This window comes from Microcoleus sp. Pol12A5 (assembly GCF_036701435.1).
Lineage (GTDB): Bacteria > Cyanobacteriota > Cyanobacteriia > Cyanobacteriales > Microcoleaceae > Microcoleus.
In genome coordinates this window covers 68099-85810 of the sequence record NZ_JAUBQU010000008.1, presented here as the reverse complement: position 1 = coordinate 85810, position 17712 = coordinate 68099, and the positions used below count along the sequence as shown (strand labels likewise).

Here is a 17712-nt window from a genome sequence, read left to right as displayed (position 1 = left end):
AAAAATTAACAGGGAAAGTATGGCCGGATCACAGACTTTTTATTATTTACTAGCAATTCTCGCCCTATTAGTTTTGACGGGCACAAGTAGAGCAAACTATGCAGCGGGCTCCGCAGTTTGCTACACTGATGATTGCCATCGACCAGCAGTGAGACACCATAAAAGGATTTTAAAATGCGGCTCGAAAGGGCACGATGTGAAGAAACTGCAAAAGTTGTTGAACGCGCGGGGCTTGTCCCCACACCCGATCGTAATTGATGGCGTTTTCGGTCCGACAACCGAAAATGCAGTGAAAAGATTTCAGCGACAAGCGGATATTCCTGTAGACGGAGTTGTGGGAGGCAAAACTTGGGACAGACTGTTTGCTAGTTCCTAAATTTAAGCACCGCACAACAAAGGTTCTTAAGTCATTATTCCTAATCATTAATCGCTGTGGTTTGTAGTTGTGCAGAGCTCGAATTTTGTGCAACTACATACACAGAAACTGCCCTCAAGAATCAATCGCAAACTAGAGTGGTAATGAATGAAGTTTTAGATTTTTGGTTTGGTCGATCGCACTCTCCTGAATTGGGCAAAGTCCACAAGAAATGGTTTGAAAAAAATGCGGATTTTGATGCAGAAGTGCGAGCCCGCTTTCTGCCAAAATACGAACTAGCCGCCTCCGGTCAACTTGACTCATGGCAAAATTCCCCCGAAAATTGCCTAGCATTAATTATACTGCTCGATCAATTTCCGCGCAATATGTTTCGCGGAACGCCCCAAGCATTCGCCACAGACAGCAAAGCTTTAGCCACCGCCGAATACGCTATTAATCATAACTTCGATCGCGAATTGCTGACTGTACAAAAATTGTTTATTTATCTGCCTTTTCAACACAGCGAAAGCTTAGAAAACCAGCAAAAATCTGTGGAACTATTTAGCCAACTCAGCGGCGAACCTGACAGCGATTCACTCATTGAATATGCGTTGCAGCATTTGGAAATAATCGAGCGTTTTGGGAGATTTCCTCACCGAAATCAAATTCTAGGCCGCGAAACAACCCCCCAAGAAGCGGAATTTCTCAAACAACCTGGTTCGGGATTTTAAAGCGCGATCGCAAAATCTCGATCGTTCTGATATATTCGAGGCTTGTAGAGGCGGTTTTAGCTGGCAATCACAACCAACAGGAGACAATCTCTCTACAAAACCCGCCCCAACCCAGGGACTATCAAAATTGAATAGTGAAATTATAAAAGAAGATACATTGTTAATTCAACAAAAAGTAGACGCTGGTGAATAATTTATTCATCGCCCCATCCTCAGCCGCGATACTGCACCCGATAAATCCGGTTGTTCGCTTCCTCAGTAAACAGCAAACTCCCGTCAGGTAAAACCAGCAAACCAACAGGCCGTCCCCAAGTTTTCGGACCCGACGGATCTGTGAGAAAACCAGTCAGAAAATCCTCATAATAACCTTGAGGGCGTCCGTTCGCTGCATTAAAAGGTACAAACACGATTTTATAACCAGTTCCTGCGTTGCGATTCCAACTGCCGCGAAACGCCACAAATGCCCCGTTCATGAATCTTTTGGGAAACGTTTTGCCGTCGTAAAACTGAAGCCCCAAAGCCGCCGAATGCGCCTGAAACAGCACGTCTGGCATTAATGTTTTAGCCGCTAAATCAGGTCGATCGCTATTGCCGTTTCTGGCGTGGCGCGGGTCGAGCAAATTCGGCTTAAAATAAGCGTAAGGCCACCCGTAAAACTCGCCTTGACGAATTCTTGTCAAGTAATCCGGCACCAAATCATCTCCCAAACCGTCGCGTTCGTTGACTGTTGTGTAGAGTTGATTGGTTTTTGGGTGAAAATCCAATCCCACTGGATTTCGCAAACCGGAAGCAAAAATTTGCTTGTTCTGACCGTCCAAATTCATCACTTGAACAGATGCCCTCGGCAGCGGTTCGACATCGGCATTAGACTGCGAGCCAACTGATACGAAAAGCTTGCTGTTGTCGGGGGAAACGACAACATTTCGCGTCCAGTGTTGGTTGTAGCCGCCGCCCGGTAAATCTGCAATTTTTTGACCGCTACCTGTCAATTGTTCCTGCCCTTTTGTGTAGGGAAATCGGCGGACTTCATCGGTATTCCCGATGAAAAAATAGCGATCGGCAAAAGCCATACCAAAGGGAATATTTAACCCGTTTTGGGCACTTGCAAAAGTTTTGCGAACCTCAGCAACGCCGTCGCGGTTGGTATCCCGCAACAGCGTAATCCGATTCTGTCGCGTTTCTGTTACCAAAACATCGCCTGTCGGCGTCAAAGCCAGCCATCGGGGAGCGTCTAAATTGTCAGCAAAAACGTTAACGACAAAGCCAGGAGGCACGCGCAGCACTGGCGATGCGGGAATCGGTATTACTTGAGGAGGTTTTGAGGCGCTATCGCTGGCTCCTGGCTGCGGCAAAGAAGTTGCAACAATGCGGATTGGCTGCGGCGACAGCGGTTTGGTCGGTACAATTTGATTTGTCCCAACATTTACCAGCGGTGCACGGGAGGGAATTTGCGACAGGGGGCCGTTGTCGCCCACAGCAGGGGCGCTCGCATCTGTAGCTCGATCGCACGCAATCACCGGCAACAGCAGAATTAGCAGCAAGAAACGCAGGTAATACATAGCAGCGATTTCTAAACAATTGCTGGACAATTCTATTATTCTAACTGGTATTAAACAGCTAAGCCACCGCCTGCGCGGTGGCTTAATTCCATTTAATGATACCAGTTGCAAAAAAGAATACAACTGTAGACCTGCGATCCAAACCTTGAGCTTTATCAGTCAATGGATTTTAGATTTTAGATTTTAGATTTTAAATTGAAGAAAGCGACCCCACGAATGAATCCAATAGTCCCGGATCGAATTGCTTGATTGTCATTGCCAATCTTCAATCGAAAATCTAAACCGTATAACCTAGCTCTACCAAAGTCCTCTCACAGGAGCCGGACGGGGAGCCGGAGCCGGAATTGGACGGGGAGCCGGAATCGGAGCCGGAGCCGGGGCCGGACGAGGAGCCGGACGCGGTGGCGGTTCTGGGGCCGGACGCGGTGCCGGTGCTGGGGTTGCGGGACGAGCAACCGTTGTGGCTACCACCTTATAATCGGGGATCACCGCGATATTTTGTATCTGAGATCCGGCGACTGTGGCTCTGACTTTCATTCCCGGTACTAGGCCAATAATTCTCAGGACGCATCTTTGAATCCTGAGAGTCCTGTACGGCGCGCTTTCTTCGCGAATAGTTACTACGTCGCCGACAATACTTTTGACAAAACCGACAATGGTTCTAGTGTTTGCTGTAGTGGTGGTTTGCGTTTGGGCTATTTGAGTTGCAGGGTTAGCCATCGCAGGATGTACTGAGACCGCCGAAATTAGCACCGACAGTGTTGCACCTGTCAATAATTTGATCTTCTGAAGACGCATTGAAACCTCACATTAACTGCTATTCAGGGTCGGGTTTGCTTCCGCAGCGCGAAAGTCCCAACCTCTATACCTAATCCAGTTTAATCCCCAGAGTAGGAAATTTATGACAATCTCAAAAAAAGATTATCGAACAAGTATTGAAAGACTAAATTTTACATCATAAGTTCCCGATTTACAACAAGTTCAGCGGTTTGGTTCTCTAGAGTGTTGCCGTGATATATTGAGTTTATTCGATCGACCTTAGCAGTTTTTTCCGCCAACCTAACTGTTGCTGGCGGGGACTCTACCCAAAGACAGATTGTGCTTGCCGGATACAGTAGCGCCATAGTTTGAATACTCGATCGCCAGTCGGTCATGGCTAAAAAATCAAATTAGTCGGAGGTAAAATTTAATCATTTTGTGGCAATATTTACGCATAAACCGGGTTTTCTCACGACATTCTATTGCGTAACTCCACTGAGCAGCTTATAAAAACATTGTGGTTTTAGTATTATTGCCTAAGCTTTGTGTTGAGTTACAAGCTATCAGTTGTGGAATTTTAACTAAAAACTGTGCAGCGCAGTTCCCCTCAAAAAGCCATCTCAAAATTTTTCTCATCGGGTGCAGTTGGCGGATAATTAGATAGGAACTTTGTAGGAAATGCTGGTGAGGAGTTTAGCGAACAAAACAATGGTGAAGAGCAAATTTTTGTTTAACAAGTTAATTGTACTGAGCTTGAGTGCCGCCGCGCTGTCGGTCGGCCTACAGCAGCAGGCGACTGCCGAAGTGGTGGCTAATTCAAGTAAGAGTGCGATCGCAGTGCAGCGGCCCACATCCGAGACAAAATTGCCGAATCTCGGAACCCCAGAACTGCCGCCCTTGGGAGAACCATTTCGTTATATTCCCCAGGAACCAAAGCCTGCAGTAAATCCTATTGAGGAAGTGCGTTTAGTCCTGAAATTGCGAGAACGCCGCGTCTATGTTTACCGACAAAATAAGGTGCAAACCAGTTTCCCAGTTGCTGTGGGAAAAGGCGGGTGGGAAACTCCTACAGGCAATTTTAAAGTTATTCAAATGATCAAAGATCCAGTTTGGCAAAATCCTTGGACAGGAGAACTTATTCCTGCTGGGCCAGACAATCCATTAGGGAGTAGGTGGATGGGGTTTTGGACGGATGGCAAGAATGTGATTGGTTTTCACGGTACTCCGAATCCAGAGTCGATCGGGGGGGCGGCTTCTCACGGCTGCGTCAGGATGTTTGATAAAGACGCACAGGCTTTATTTGAGAAAGTCGCAGTTGGCACACCGGTGATAGTTGAGCATTAATTATTAGCAACTATAAAAACATCAATTCCCGGCGATTGAAATCGCGGCTACACATACAAAGTCCGCCTGCGCGGACTGAAGAATTTCTTAGTCCGCGTAGGCGGACTTCGTTTGTATAGTAGCGGTTTCAACCGCCGAGCGATTTTGATATTAGATAGATTGCTGATATTTTTCCAGCAACTCCGGGATGTAATCGTAGCCGTCAACACCGATCGCCGGAATGATATTCGCTCGACTTTTCGCCAAAGATTGTTTAAAAGATTCCGCCCCCATTTGACCCTGCAAAATTGTCAACAAACCAGCCGATTGACGCCACTCCATCGCACCAATTTGCTCCAAAGTATACATCCCCAAACTGCCCGCAAATATCGCTTTTTCTAGTGAGTTGATTCTGTAATAAGCTTGAGCCAAGTAAGCCAAATTCAGACCTTGCAAATATAAATCCCCTGAGAATTGAGCCGCTTGCCAACCTTTGAGCAAATATTCGATCGCAGCTTCAGCATTTTCTAGGGCAATTTTAGCAATACCGAGACTGCTGGAACAAAAAGCTTGACTTTGGCGATCGCCCAATTTTTCCGATAGCAACAAACCTTGTTCCAAATAACCGATCGCACTCTCGTAAACCTCCGGTTCCACCTCCTCCAACTGCCGCGCTTGAAACACTTCGCTGTAACCCAAATTAGCCAGAGCATTTGCCTCGCCTTGTCGCTCTCCCGCTTGTCGTGCCATAATTAAAGCCCGCTGGCTGTAATTAATCGCTTCCTGATAATTTTTTTGAGCAACATAGTTGCGGCTGATGTGATTGAGATTGGCCACTTCGCAAGCTTTGTCTCCTTCAGTACGGGCAATTTCCAGCGCTTGCTTGTGCAGCAAGAGCGATCGCTCGTAGGCCCCAGCCGCCTGCATCGAATAACCCAAAAGCGTCAGAATCCGAGCTTTTGCCTGAGTGCCTTCAACTCGCCGCAGCGGTTCGTCTAAATAATCCAAAGTATGTCGCAGGGCTTTACCATCAAACGAAGCAAAAATTCCCCCGTAAAGGGGAAAGTATTCCCGCTGAGAAAAAGCCCGCAAAATTTGCAAAGTTACTTGAAAACAAGCATTTGCCAACTGCTCGCCGCTCTTGGTAGAATTATTAAACCCACTAGCTAGCTGACTCCAAATTACCGCAAAAGTAATGTAAGTAGAAATTGAAGCTTTTGTTGACACTTTGGAATCGTAAACTTGCTTGTCAAACCATGTCGCCAACGCCCGCTGCAAGCACTGCAAAATAATCGCCAATTCCACCAATATTCTTAAATCTAAATTCGATTCTTTTGCCGCGAATTGAACTACAGATTCACCAAGCGCAATAGTATTCAACAGAGCCTGGGGAAAGGGACTATTAACTTTTTTTGCCCAAAAAGCCCAAGGCCCATTTTGTTCGGGACTACCGGCAAATCCTAGCTGCTGCGGCTGATAAATCCAGCCCACAAGTTCCGGTTCCAAACGCTGCCAAGATTCTAAACCTTTGGCGATGCCGGCGGTGATTTGCTGCAAATCTTGTTCGGTTTCGGGATTGGCAGTTTGCAGCATTTGTTGGTGCAGAGATTTTGCCAATTGCTGCAATTGAGCAAGAGTCAGCGGATGTTCTTTATTCGGATCGATTACTTGCAATAATGCCAGGAGGCGAGCGTTAGATTCGGCAGTAACGATTTGTTGGATTGAGGATGCAATTGCGCGATCGACGCGGTTATCTTTCTGCCAGCGTTCCCATTCTCCTTGGATGGTTTTGAGAGCTCGGAGGGTGCGATTTGCCTTTGCTTGTTTGATTTCGTCTTTTTCATTTCTGAGTTGATTTTCGGTGGCATCAAGGCGTTCACCGAAACAGCGTTCAAAGATTTCGCCCGTACCGGTACTAATGTCTTGCACCAGCATTTGATAAACTTGTTCTTTGGAGCGAATTTGACCTTTGAGGGTGATTTCGACAATTTTGTCGATTAGGGCTAGGTAGCGATCGCGCAGTGAGGTAGAGTCTGGCATAAGTTATTTTTAGTTAATAAATTTTTATGGACAGCGCTTGCAGCTTGCACCATTTCATGATGCTATTTAATTTTACAGCTCCTCTGGATTAATGCCCATTGCTCTGAGGCGATCGGCTAATCGATTTGCTCGCTGACTTTCTGATTCTGCCCGCTGACTTTCTAATTCTGCTCGCTGCCTTTCAAACTCCTCGGAAGTCAGAACCCAATTTCCACTGACATCGTACCAACGCAGCCACCACCTCGAACAACCTTGATAACAACCTTCCCACAAACCTATACCTAATTCTAATTCCGGTATCCAGAATCTGGGTTCGGTTAAAACTTGTTCGCGGTAACGATTGCCAATCAAGCGAAATACTCTCAGTTGATTGTTGTACCGACTGAAAACACAGTAGTAAGGAATCTGCAAAATCTGTTCGTAAACTCGCCACTTAGTAGGGGGTTTATTTCGTGCTCCTTCTGTAATTCCTAAATCCTCATCTTCAGTTCCTGGTGACACCAATTCCACTACTACCAGAGGACTGACATTTTCTTGCCAAATCACGTAGCTGAGGCGCAATTCGTCACCTCGATAGAATCTCGGAACCCCCAAGACGACAAACCAATCAGGTCTTTTGTACCAATTGAAATGGTTAGAATCGTAGTAGAGATTGAGGTCTGTAGCTATAAATATTTGTTCTGGCGGATGATTTGCGGGGCGGCAGGTTAGACGCAGCAGTTCGGGTTGAAACTCGTGGAATTCGTCAGGCAAACCGGGTTCCTCCGGGTCTTGACTGGGTAAATCATACATCGTAGGGAGGACTTTTGTTTGCGAAGGCTGCGAATCCGGTACGTACATCGTCATAAGATTACCCAGGCGAGACGGCTTGAGGAGATTGAAGCGGTACGGCAATTGTAATATTATAGCGCGATGTTATTTCTTGCGGCATAATTTCAGTATTTTTGGCACCGGGAATCTTCGCTAAATGGCGATCCTGGGGAACACCATATTTAATAGTTGTAGTTAGTGAGGCATCACAAAAAAGATGAAAATAAAGCTATACGATCTTAAGCTTGATAGTTAATTGGACAATGTGAGTTAGTAAAGGTTAGAATGTTGAGGTTATAATTCAGCTTTTAGAAACGATGATGACACGCTTAGATAAAGTACGGCAACTCCAAGAGATATTTATTGCTCGTGCGACAGGTGGCGATCCCAGTGAGCGGGAATACAGTAAACTCCGTTTAGAGTTATTGAGAGATAGCGCACTCAGAGAGCGCCTTCCTCAATTTGTTAGAAATTGCGACGAACTCTCAAAATTCTGGGGTTTTATTAAAGCAAAGTTCGGTACCTACTAAGAACGAAGGATATTTATATGGGAAGAATTTGGTTCATTGATTGCGTCTCTAGAGCAAAATATTCTTGTGGCTCAACCAGCAGATGATGATATTTCCGCCATTCTTATCAATTTCGATACAGAACAGGTTCATATTGCTTGGCAAAAAGCTCTTGAACGCCGAAATCACGATCCAGAAGCAGCGATTACTATGGCGCGTACATTAATCGAATCGGTTTGTAAACACATTTTGGATGAAGCAGGCATTTCTCATAGTGAGAAAGATGATTTGCCTAAACTCTATTATGAAACTGCTAAGCAACTTAATCTGGCTCCTCAACAACATCAAGAAGAGGTTTTTAAACAAATTCTTGGTGGTTGCCAGAGTGTGATTTCAGGACTTGGTAGTTTACGTAATAAGCTTATTGATGCTCATGGTAAAGGGAAACAAGCTATTAAACCTTCTCTTCGATACGCTGCACTTGCTGTCAACTTGGCGGGTTCAATGGCAGCTTTTTTGGTCGCAACTTGGGAGGAAAGATTGTCGAAAGCGACCTAACAAGGCGATTGGAACGGACTGGGGAAAGCGACTGGTAAGATTACAAAGGCTAGTTGCAGTCACTCAACCAGAACTTTAGACCGTTGAAATGCTGACCTTGCAAAGGGAAACGTTAAAAACATTTCGTTTCCCTCTTTCTGTTACCACCTCGGTCTAATACTAGAATTCCGGTCTTCTCTGGTAGTTGGCGACGGCACACCATTCTTGAAATAACACCAAGCTCGATCGCCCTCCACTCCCGACCTCACGAAAGTAAAAGCCTGACATTGTTTGTCAAACACATGGATTTGTTTGTAAAGATCCGGGTCGGGTTGGCTAATGTACATATTGCTATAATCAGCGCCGATTCTGTCAGTATTTAACTCGAAATTCCACCTTGTCAACAGCCACTAGCTGCGGCAGTACAGTTTAAGCCTTTGCACGGATTTTATTCAAAGCAGAGGCTGCACTACTACTCACATTTAGATTGGAGTCTTTGAGCAAGACAATTAGCTGCGGCAGTGCAGTTTAAGCTTTTGCACGGATTTTATTCAAAGCAGAGGCTGTACTACTACGCACATTTGAATTGGAGTCTTTGAGCAAGACAATTAGCTGTGGCAGTGCAGTTTTAGCTTCTGCACCGAAACTTCCCAAAGCATTGACTGCACTACTACGCACAGTTGCATCGGAGTCTTGAAGCAGGAAAATTAGCTGTGGCAGTGCAGTTTTAGCTTCTGCACGCATTCTTGCCAAAGCATAGTCTGCACGGCTACGCACCTTTGCATCGGAGTCTTTCAACAACAGAATTAGCTGCGGCACAACAGTTTTAGCTTCTGCACCCATCCTTCCCAAAGCATTGGCTGCACGGCTACGCACAGTTGCATCGGAGTCTTTCAGCAACAGAATTAGCTGCGGCACAGCAGTTTTAGCTTCTGCACCCATCCTTCCCAAAGCATAGTCTGCACGGCTACGCACAGTTGCATCGGAGTCTTTCAGCAACAGAATTAGCTGCGGCACAGCAATTTTAGCTTCTGCACCAACCGACAAATCTGAGTCTTTCAAGGTTTTGACAAAGGCAGGAATAGCAGGAAGAGCAATTTGTCTTAGAACCTCAGCAGCACTCTGGCCGACTGACAAATTCTGATCCTGCAAAGCTTCCATCAAATCAGGGATGGCTGGTTCACCTATTTTTCGTAACAGCTTAATAGCTGCATCAAGTGCCGTTTCATCGTTAATATTTAACTTCTCGGTGAGGAAGGCAATCTGTTTGGGATTAGCTGTAGGTTCGTCCTTAATTCCAGCCGCAGCATTGCCAGTCAACAGCAAAGGCGATGTGAAAGATAGAAACGAGAGGGCAATTACGGCAACTAATCTTTGTCGGTAGTGCTTCGTCATGGGCCAGAATCCTTGTATTTGATGAGCCGTCTCAGCCATTTGAATAATTGTGTATACATTCTCATCAAACTGTTTCAGGATTCCGGGCGATCTAAATTTGTTCTTGTCTGTGGTGAAATCGATCGCCCTAAATACTGCTTAAAAAGCGCCACTTTAAGAAGATTCTGGTTCTTTCCTTGAAAAATCCTTCTTTACGTGTAACTCTTGCTGGGAATTTGAATATACGAATCCGGCATTTCATTCTGCTGGTGAATCGCAAAGAAACGGCGCTTAATTTCTTTGAGAACTGCTGCATCATAATAAATCATGCCACAATCAACACAAATCTCTACTGGCGTGTTAGGAACTAGCAAGTATTTACCTTGATGGCTGTAAAGGTAATTGATTCTACGTTCCTCATAGCGGTTGCTACCGCAGGTATTACATCGAATTTCTCGCATGGGTCTATCCTCACTATCCCGGATTTCGGATTCTCAATCGACCTAATTCCGCAGTGATAATAGCACCTGACTGGAGTTCTTGTCCGTGAAGTGCGATCGCCTGCAAGCAAACTTCTGCTTGCTGTCTCGCCGCTAGATTAACTAAACGGATAATCCCGCAGTGAGGTACGCCTCGGACTATTGCAAGTTCGCCAAAATCTTTGTCTAAGGTTACTAGAATACGACCATCCATCATTATATGCACGAGAAAGAATCTCTTCGTCGCCCGGATCTTCGGGTCAATCTCCCGTCCATATTGCATCATGTCCCGCGATTTCGAGTTGTTGGCGGGAGCCGACCCAAACACAAATATCCAAAAGAATGTTCATTGGCCAACTGCGGCCAAGAGAGGTTCGATACGCTCGTGACTAACCAGTCGGTGAGCATAAACTAGACAAGCCTGAATATCTTCTCTTTCTAGCCAGAGATAGCCTTCTAGAATCGTTTCAGGAGTGTCGCCTGCCGCTAACATTCCTAAAATATGCTCAACTGCAAGACGGCGACCCCGAATAATGGGTTTTCCGTTAAATATTTTGGGATTTACTGTGATTCATTCTAAGAGTTTTTGAGCATCCATAATTTGAGGCATAATTAGATAATCATTATTTTATCATATTGGATGATTTCCGAACCCCTTACCCTCTCAACCAGCAATCCGGTTTTAGCAGCCCAAGGATTAACTCGTCGTTTTGGTGGTTTAATTGCTGTAAACAACGTATCTTTTACAGTTGAAAAACACGAAATTTTTGGATTAATCGGCCCTAACGGCGCGGGCAAGACAACTCTATTTAATCTAATGACTGGACTGATACCTGCTTCTAGCGGCAACCTGATTTATCAAAATGAAAATATTTCCCAATTGAAGCCTTATCAAATTGCTAATAAAGGTATTGCCAGAACTTTTCAAAATATCCGTTTATTTGGGGAACTTTCTGCTGTGGAAAATGTGGCGATCGCGCGACACATCCACAGTCGATCGGGAAATCCAGTTTTATCGGTGCTGGCGGGGATTTTAGGCTTGCCAGCATCTAACGCAATGGAACGCAAAACCCACCGAAAAGCTTTAGAATTGTTGGATTTAGTCGGATTGGGCGATCGCGCGGGCGAACAAGCCAAAAACTTGGCCTACGGCGACCAGAGGCGCTTAGAAATTGCCCGCGCTTTAGCCTTAGAACCGCAAATACTCTTGTTAGATGAACCTGCAGCAGGGATGAATCCCAGTGAAAAGCACAAATTAAGCGAATTTATCCGAGCAGTACGCCAACAATTCAATTTAACTGTAATATTGATCGAGCATCATGTACCGCTAGTTATGGGGTTGTGCGATCGAATTGCCGTCTTGCATTTCGGTCAGCTTATTGCTTTGGGAGAACCTGCTGTTGTCAGGAATGACCCGGCGGTAATTGAGGCTTATTTGGGAGATGAAACGTAGAAATTGTAAATGTTTCCCCGGCTCTGGCGGGGAACGAGTAAAATTAATAGTTAGCCTTAAATGAATCTTCCAGCCCTCTTAAGAGGAATTCAGCTAGGAGCCAGGTTGCAACCCCTGGAGGAATGGAAAAGAGACAGTTTGGTCATCAAAAATCAAGGCACAAAAAATGCAACATAGCCCACCCAAAACAACCCAAAACATCCTCTTAGAACTCAAAAATGTTTCTGTAAGTTATGGGGTAATTCAAGCCATACAAAATATTAATCTCACGATTAATGCAGGCGAGGTTGTCAGTCTCATCGGTGCTAACGGTGCGGGCAAAAGTACCACCCTGAGAGCGATTTCTAAAATAGTTAATTTGCGGCAAGGACAAATTCTTTATAGCGGGCGCGATATTAGCCGCCGCCAAGCTCACGAAGTTGTGAAGTTGGGAATCGCCCACAGTCCAGAAGGGCGGCGGGTTTTGGCGCAGCAAACGGTGTTGACTAACTTGGAATTGGGGGCCTATATTCGATCGGACTCGGCAGCAGTAAAAGCCGATTTAGAGCGCCAATTTGAGATATTTCCGCGCCTAGCAGAAAGGCGCCGCCAGCTAGCAGGAACCCTCAGCGGCGGGGAACAGCAAATGTTGGCGATCGCTCGCGCTCTGATGAGTCGCCCGAAGCTGCTATTATTAGACGAGCCTAGTTTAGGGTTAGCACCTGCGATCGTCAAAGAAATTTTTGCCATTATTCAAAACCTCCGCTCCACAGGCGTTACAATCCTCTTAGTCGAACAAAACGCCAGTTTAGCACTGCAAATTGCCGATCGGGGTTACGTACTAGAAGCTGGTAATATTACCCTCACAGGTATTGGAGCGGATTTGCTAAACGACGAGCGAGTCAGGAGCGCATATTTAGGTTGACTTGGTTAATTTTTGGAATCTTGACCGCTTTCTTTGAAGCCGTCAAAGACGTTTTTGGCAAACAAAACCTCAAAAAAAGTGACGAATATGTCGTCGCTTGGTCTCTCTCATTTTTTTCAGTCATCTGTTTGCTTCCCTGGGTATTATATACAGGAATTCCGCCATTAAACTCTCAATTTTGGCTCGCCCTATTAATCGGAGGTAGCATCAACGCTGTCACAGCCCTCCTCTACATCAAAGCCATCAAAGTATCTGATTTATCCCTGACACTACCGCTGCTAGCTTTGACACCATTATTCATGTTGGTAACTTCACCGTTAATTGTCGGTGAATATCCCACACTTTTTGATTATATTGGCATTTTACTAATCGTAGCAGGCTCTTATTTATTAAATATCAAAGAGAAATCTAAAGGATATTTAGCTCCATTCAAAGCACTTCTGCATGAACCAGGGCCAAAATTGATGTTAATCGTCGCATTTCTATGGAGTATTGCCGCAAATTTTGACAAAATAGGAGTTACAAATTCCTACCCTATTTTTTGGGTATTCTCTTTGTTTAGTACAATGAGTGTCTTGCTACTACCAGTTTTATTGCACAAAACCCCAAATCCAGGGCGACAAATTCTCAAACAATTACCAATGCTAGCTGCTATGGGGTTTATCAATGCTACTGGAATAATTTTTCAAATGCAAGCTTTGACATTAACTTTCGTAGTGCGAGTGATCGCGATTAAGCGTACTAGCCTGTTAATGGGTGTATTGTTCGGTCATTTCATTTTTAAGGAAAAAGATATTCAAGAAAGATTATTAGGGGCGGGAATAATGATTTTGGGAGTTTTATTTATCAGTTTATAGGTTGAGATTTCCGGGACTCAGACGCTCATTCTCCCCCTGAATCTAGGGGCGGTGCCCCCGTGCCCGCCCTCTCTCGGTTGGGGGGAATGTCCGGGTTGGGAAACACGTCCTCGCTTCTATTGATGTATAAGTCATGTTATACTCAAGGCGATCGCACTTTCTCTCACTATTTATTAACATAAAAAAAATTAATGCACAAAATAGCAGCCACACCCGGAGGTTGGAACCCTCAAGCAGAAGGAGTAATTTTTATTCAGCAAACCCCAGCACCAATAGTATTTATTAGTGCTGCTGACACGGACATTCAAACTCTCGCAGCGGTGGCATCCAAAATGCCCGCAGCATTCCCCAAAGTGCGCGCAGTCAACCTGCTTCAATTGCAGCAACAACTAACAATTGATACTTATGCCGAGGAAGTTTTAGAACGCGCCGAGGTCATAATCTTAAGACTGTTAGGAGGGCGTTCTTATTGGTCTTACGGGTTAGAAATTCTGCGAGAAACTGTGGACAAAACTAACGCAGCACTGATTGTAATGCCGGGAGAAGACAGTCCAGATCCAGATTTAATCAGCCATTCAAATGTATCGCTATCAGCAGTCAATCAACTTTGGCGCTATTTCACAGAAGGCGGAGTTCAAAACTTTGTTAACGCACTCAAGTTTGCCGCCGATACTTGCCTGAAAACTGCTTATAATCCGCCCCTACCTAAAACAGTTTCCCGCGTCGGAATTTATGATTGGAAAAAGCCAATTGACTCGTCCCCAACTTGCGGACACGGGGACATTAATTCTAAACCTAAAGTAGGAATTTTATTTTATCGTGCTCATTATTTATCAGGAAACTTAGCACCAATTGATGCACTTTGTCAAGCTCTATCAGAGCGAAACTTACTACCAGTTCCCGTCTTTGTGTCTTCTCTGCGGGAACCGGATTTGCAAATAGAATTGCTGGAATATTTCCAGCCAAAAAAATCAGAACCCATTCAATTATTGCTCAACTCCACAAGTTTTGCAGTGTCAGGTTTTAGCAGTCAAAAACCGGAACAAAATAGTTTAAAATCCTTAGACGTTCCAGTATTGCAAGCAATCTTCAGCGGTGGCGGTTTGGAACAGTGGGAAACAGAACTTCAGGGACTTTCGCCCCGCGATGTGGCGATGAATGTAGCATTGCCGGAAGTAGACGGAAAAATCATTACTAGGGCTGTTTCTTTTAAAGCGGTACAGACTTGGAACAGCGAATTAGAAACAGATGTAGTAGGCTATGTAGCAGCGGGCGATCGCATTTCATTTGTAGCAGATTTAACCGCGAATTGGGTGAAGATGAAACAAACCCCAGCCGCCAACAGACGCATCGCTATAATTCTGGCAAATTACCCCACTCGCAACGCCCGCTTAGCCAACGGCGTCGGCTTAGATACGCCCGCTAGCTGTGTCGAAATCCTCAAAGCTATGCAGCAAGCTGGCTATCAAATTGAAAACATCCCCGCTAGCGGCAACGAGTTAATTGAACTCCTGACTTCCGGCGTGACAAATGACCCGGAAGGACGCGAATTGCGGCCTGTTCATCAATCTTTAGATTTGGCAGAATATGAAGAATATTTTGCTAGTTTGCCGCAGCAAGTGCAAGATGGGATTTGTAAAAGATGGGGGCGTCCGGGAAGCTATGCACAAGATTTTATAAGTAACAATACGTCTTTTCCGATTCCGGGGATTCAGTTCGGTAATGTATTTGTAGGAATTCAACCATCGCGGGGATACGAACTTGACCCCGCATTAAATTATCACGCCCCAGACTTAGAACCCACTCACAATTATCTAGCTTACTATTACTGGCTGCGAGAAAAGTTTGGAATTGACGCTATAATTCATGCGGGAAAACACGGCAATTTAGAATGGCTGCCCGGTAAAAGTATAGCATTGTCTAACAAATGTTATCCAGAAGTAGCATTAGGCGCGATGCCGAACTTTTATCCCTTCATTGTCAACGATCCCGGGGAAGGTTCCCAAGCAAAAAGACGATCGCAAGCCGTGATTATCGACCACCTGACACCGCCGATGACTCGCGCCGAACTCTACGGGCCTTTGCAGCAGTTAGAAACCTTAATCGACGAATATTGCGAAGCCCAAAGTTTAGATCCGTCCAGATTGCCCATGATTCGCGATCGCATTCTCGCCCTCACAAACAAAGAAAACTTGGATCGAGAGTTAGGAATACAACTAAATAAATCTGAATTTACAGAATTCATCACCCGCACAGACGGCTATCTTTGCGAACTCAAGGAATCCCAAATTCGCGACGGATTGCACATTTTCGGGCAGTGTCCCGAAGGTAGACAGTTGAGAGATTTGATAATTGCGATCGCCCGCCATCCCACCAACGGGCGATCGGGCTTAACCCGCGCCCTAGCAGAAGATTCAGGCTACGATTTCGACCCCTTAACCTGCGATCCAATGTCGATAATTCAGCACCGCACAGCAGGCGATTTAACAGCAGAACTCGAAGAAAAAGCCGCTGGATTAGTAGATAATTTAATCGAAAATATCCGCGTTAATCCGCGTTTATCTGCGGTTACAAATCCCCAAACAGGAGAAGCAACCCAACTAGAATTAGACTGGATAAATAACTATCTTTTACCTTCCCTTCTCCAAACAGACCAAGAAATTACCAACCTTTTGCGCGGACTAGATGGGCGGCACATACCAAGCGGTGCATCCGGCGCACCCACTCGTGGCAGACCCGATGTATTGCCCACAGGTCGCAATTTTTACTCAGTAGATATCCGCGCCATTCCCACAGAAACCGCCTGGAGAGTTGGCAGAGTTGCTGCTGAAACTTTAATCGAAAGATACACCCAAGAAAACGGGGAATATCCGAAAACTTTGGGTTTGTCAGTGTGGGGAACATCCACCATGCGGACGGGGGGAGACGACATCGCCGAAGCCTTGGCGCTGATAGGAGTTCAACCAGTTTGGGATGGCCCTTCGCGCCGGGTGGTAGATTTTGAAATCTTGCCAGTTTCTGTTTTGGGGCGGCCGCGCGTTGATGTTACTTTGCGAATTTCTGGCTTTTTCCGCGATGCTTTTTTTAATTTAATTGATTTGTTTGACAGTGCGGTAAAAGCTGTGGCAGATTTAGACGAATCTGCAGAAAATAATCCTTTAGCAGCACAAGTTCAAGCAGAGATTCAGTATTGGGAATCTACAGGTTTGAGTCAGGAAGAGGCGCAAGGGCGATCGCAATTTCGAGTGTTTGGCTCAAAACCGGGTGCTTACGGCGCAGGACTTCAAGGCATAATTGAAGCTCAAAACTGGACAGACGACAGCGATTTAGCAAAAGCTTACATTAATTGGAGCAGTTACGCCTATACCTCCTCTAGTTCCTCAAATTTGCCGGGAGATGTAGCAGGAGTTAAACAGAGTGAATGGGGGTGTTCTGCACCCGAAGCATTTGAAAAACGCCTCGGCCAAATGCAAATAGTTCTGCAAAACCAAGACAACCGCGAACACGACATCCTCGACTCCGACGATTATTATCAATTTCAAGGCGGAATGACGGCCGCAATCCGCAATTTGCAAGGCAAAAATCCTGCAACCTATTTCGGAGACAACTCGATTCCTGAGAATCCGAAAGTGCGGCAACTGCGGGAAGAAATTGCGCGGGTTTATCGCAGTAGGGCTGTGAATCCCAAATGGATAGAAGGTGCGATGCGACACGGTTACAAAGGTGCTTTTGAAATTGCAGCAACTGTTGATTTTTTGTTTGCTTACGATGCTACGGCAAATTGTGTAGAGGATTTTATGTATGAAGGAATCGCAGAGGCTTACATTTTTGATGAGAAAGTGCAGGCATTTATTCAAGAAAACAATCCTTGGGCACTGCGAGATATGGCGGAAAGATTGCTAGAAGCCCGCCAGCGGGGGTTGTGGCAGAGTGCGAAGCAGGATACATTGGATAAATTGAGGTCGATCGCCCTGCAAGTCGAAGCAGTCATCGAATCCCATACTGGTTTTTAGTGTGAACGG

Annotated in this window: 17 protein-coding genes; 8 read left to right on the top strand and 9 right to left on the bottom strand. The window is 45.4% G+C overall.

Translation table 11 applies throughout. The annotated features are described in order from the left end of the window. The first annotated feature begins 19 nt into the window (after positions 1 to 19). Together QUA45_RS04005 and QUA45_RS04000 are read left to right on the top strand one after the other, a co-directional pair. Positions 20 to 376 carry a peptidoglycan-binding domain-containing protein gene (locus QUA45_RS04005; protein ID WP_333098124.1) on the top strand — a complete coding sequence of 119 codons (357 nt, stop codon included), beginning with the start codon at positions 20 to 22 and terminating at the stop codon, positions 374 to 376. 143 nt (positions 377 to 519) lie between these two features. Beyond that, positions 520 to 1086 (top strand): DUF924 family protein, encoded by a 567-nt coding sequence (locus QUA45_RS04000; protein ID WP_333098126.1) that lies wholly within the window; start codon positions 520 to 522, stop codon positions 1084 to 1086. Positions 1087 to 1298: 212 nt separating this feature from the next. Here QUA45_RS04000 and QUA45_RS03995 read toward each other — a convergent pair whose 3' ends face one another. Then, the gene (locus QUA45_RS03995; protein WP_333219596.1) at positions 1299 to 2645 is read right to left on the bottom strand and encodes a sorbosone dehydrogenase family protein; all 1347 of its coding nucleotides are present in this window, start codon (positions 2643 to 2645) and stop codon (positions 1299 to 1301) included. Positions 2646 to 2942: 297 nt separating this feature from the next. Then, the gene (locus QUA45_RS03990; RefSeq protein WP_333098129.1) at positions 2943 to 3443 is read right to left on the bottom strand and encodes an autotransporter; all 501 of its coding nucleotides are present in this window, start codon (positions 3441 to 3443) and stop codon (positions 2943 to 2945) included. 669 nt (positions 3444 to 4112) lie between these two features. Between QUA45_RS03990 and QUA45_RS03985 the strand changes: the two genes are divergently transcribed. Further along, positions 4113 to 4748: a L,D-transpeptidase gene (locus tag QUA45_RS03985; protein WP_333098130.1), complete on the top strand. Its 636-nt coding sequence runs from the start codon at positions 4113 to 4115 to the stop codon at positions 4746 to 4748. A 150-nt stretch (positions 4749 to 4898) separates the two neighbouring features. Here QUA45_RS03985 and QUA45_RS03980 read toward each other — a convergent pair whose 3' ends face one another. Together QUA45_RS03980 and QUA45_RS03975 are read right to left on the bottom strand one after the other, a co-directional pair. Continuing rightward, complete coding sequence (locus QUA45_RS03980) at positions 4899 to 6767, bottom strand: tetratricopeptide repeat protein (protein WP_333219594.1); 1869 nt, start codon at positions 6765 to 6767, stop codon at positions 4899 to 4901. Between the two features lie 72 nt (positions 6768 to 6839). Next, positions 6840 to 7613 (bottom strand): Uma2 family endonuclease, encoded by a 774-nt coding sequence (locus QUA45_RS03975; protein ID WP_333219593.1) that lies wholly within the window; start codon positions 7611 to 7613, stop codon positions 6840 to 6842. A gap of 560 nt (positions 7614 to 8173) precedes the next feature. On the opposite strand from QUA45_RS03975, the gene QUA45_RS03970 reads away from it, so the two are divergent. Continuing rightward, positions 8174 to 8644 carry an abortive infection family protein gene (locus QUA45_RS03970; protein WP_333219591.1) on the top strand — a complete coding sequence of 157 codons (471 nt, stop codon included), beginning with the start codon at positions 8174 to 8176 and terminating at the stop codon, positions 8642 to 8644. A 140-nt stretch (positions 8645 to 8784) separates the two neighbouring features. On the opposite strand, the gene QUA45_RS03965 is transcribed toward QUA45_RS03970, so the two are convergent. The 5 genes from QUA45_RS03965 to QUA45_RS03945 form a co-directional block, all read right to left on the bottom strand. Then, a complete protein-coding gene (locus QUA45_RS03965; protein ID WP_333219589.1) occupies positions 8785 to 9027 on the bottom strand; it encodes a hypothetical protein in 243 nt (80 codons plus the stop codon). Between the two features lie 124 nt (positions 9028 to 9151). Next, on the bottom strand, positions 9152 to 10018 hold the full coding sequence (locus tag QUA45_RS03960) for a HEAT repeat domain-containing protein (protein WP_333219587.1): 867 nt from the start codon (positions 10016 to 10018) through the stop codon (positions 9152 to 9154). 191 nt (positions 10019 to 10209) lie between these two features. Continuing rightward, positions 10210 to 10458: a type II toxin-antitoxin system MqsA family antitoxin gene (locus QUA45_RS03955; protein ID WP_333219585.1), complete on the bottom strand. Its 249-nt coding sequence runs from the start codon at positions 10456 to 10458 to the stop codon at positions 10210 to 10212. A gap of 13 nt (positions 10459 to 10471) precedes the next feature. Continuing rightward, positions 10472 to 10762 (bottom strand): DUF5615 family PIN-like protein, encoded by a 291-nt coding sequence (locus QUA45_RS03950; protein ID WP_333098142.1) that lies wholly within the window; start codon positions 10760 to 10762, stop codon positions 10472 to 10474. Between the two features lie 60 nt (positions 10763 to 10822). Then, complete coding sequence (locus QUA45_RS03945) at positions 10823 to 11047, bottom strand: DUF433 domain-containing protein (RefSeq protein WP_333098209.1); 225 nt, start codon at positions 11045 to 11047, stop codon at positions 10823 to 10825. Positions 11048 to 11116: 69 nt separating this feature from the next. On the opposite strand from QUA45_RS03945, the gene QUA45_RS03940 reads away from it, so the two are divergent. From QUA45_RS03940 to cobN, 4 genes are all read left to right on the top strand, one after another. Continuing rightward, the gene (locus QUA45_RS03940; RefSeq protein ID WP_333219583.1) at positions 11117 to 11929 is read left to right on the top strand and encodes an ABC transporter ATP-binding protein; all 813 of its coding nucleotides are present in this window, start codon (positions 11117 to 11119) and stop codon (positions 11927 to 11929) included. 166 nt (positions 11930 to 12095) lie between these two features. Then, positions 12096 to 12833: an ABC transporter ATP-binding protein gene (locus QUA45_RS03935; RefSeq protein WP_333219581.1), complete on the top strand. Its 738-nt coding sequence runs from the start codon at positions 12096 to 12098 to the stop codon at positions 12831 to 12833. After that, on the top strand, positions 12830 to 13690 hold the full coding sequence (locus QUA45_RS03930; protein WP_333219579.1) for an EamA family transporter: 861 nt from the start codon (positions 12830 to 12832) through the stop codon (positions 13688 to 13690). The genes QUA45_RS03935 and QUA45_RS03930 overlap by 4 nt, the downstream gene beginning before the upstream one ends. Positions 13691 to 13881: 191 nt before the next feature. Then, positions 13882 to 17703 carry a cobaltochelatase subunit CobN gene (gene cobN, locus QUA45_RS03925; RefSeq protein ID WP_333219577.1) on the top strand — a complete coding sequence of 1274 codons (3822 nt, stop codon included), beginning with the start codon at positions 13882 to 13884 and terminating at the stop codon, positions 17701 to 17703. The last annotated feature ends 9 nt before the right edge of the window (positions 17704 to 17712 follow it).

Coding starts and splice junctions, on each gene's coding strand:
- QUA45_RS03940 (WP_333219583.1), top strand. CDS start 11,117: ATGATTTCCGAACCCCTTACCCTCTCAACCAGCAATCCGGTTTTAGCA.
- cobN (WP_333219577.1), top strand. CDS start 13,882: ATGCACAAAATAGCAGCCACACCCGGAGGTTGGAACCCTCAAGCAGAA.
- QUA45_RS03935 (WP_333219581.1), top strand. CDS start 12,096: ATGCAACATAGCCCACCCAAAACAACCCAAAACATCCTCTTAGAACTC.
- QUA45_RS03980 (WP_333219594.1), bottom strand. CDS start 6,767: ATGCCAGACTCTACCTCACTGCGCGATCGCTACCTAGCCCTAATCGAC.
- QUA45_RS03975 (WP_333219593.1), bottom strand. CDS start 7,613: ATGACGATGTACGTACCGGATTCGCAGCCTTCGCAAACAAAAGTCCTC.
- QUA45_RS03990 (WP_333098129.1), bottom strand. CDS start 3,443: ATGCGTCTTCAGAAGATCAAATTATTGACAGGTGCAACACTGTCGGTG.
- QUA45_RS03995 (WP_333219596.1), bottom strand. CDS start 2,645: ATGTATTACCTGCGTTTCTTGCTGCTAATTCTGCTGTTGCCGGTGATT.
- QUA45_RS03960 (WP_333219587.1), bottom strand. CDS start 10,018: ATGACGAAGCACTACCGACAAAGATTAGTTGCCGTAATTGCCCTCTCG.
- QUA45_RS04005 (WP_333098124.1), top strand. CDS start 20: ATGGCCGGATCACAGACTTTTTATTATTTACTAGCAATTCTCGCCCTA.
- QUA45_RS03955 (WP_333219585.1), bottom strand. CDS start 10,458: ATGCGAGAAATTCGATGTAATACCTGCGGTAGCAACCGCTATGAGGAA.
- QUA45_RS03985 (WP_333098130.1), top strand. CDS start 4,113: ATGGTGAAGAGCAAATTTTTGTTTAACAAGTTAATTGTACTGAGCTTG.
- QUA45_RS04000 (WP_333098126.1), top strand. CDS start 520: ATGAATGAAGTTTTAGATTTTTGGTTTGGTCGATCGCACTCTCCTGAA.
- QUA45_RS03950 (WP_333098142.1), bottom strand. CDS start 10,762: ATGATGCAATATGGACGGGAGATTGACCCGAAGATCCGGGCGACGAAG.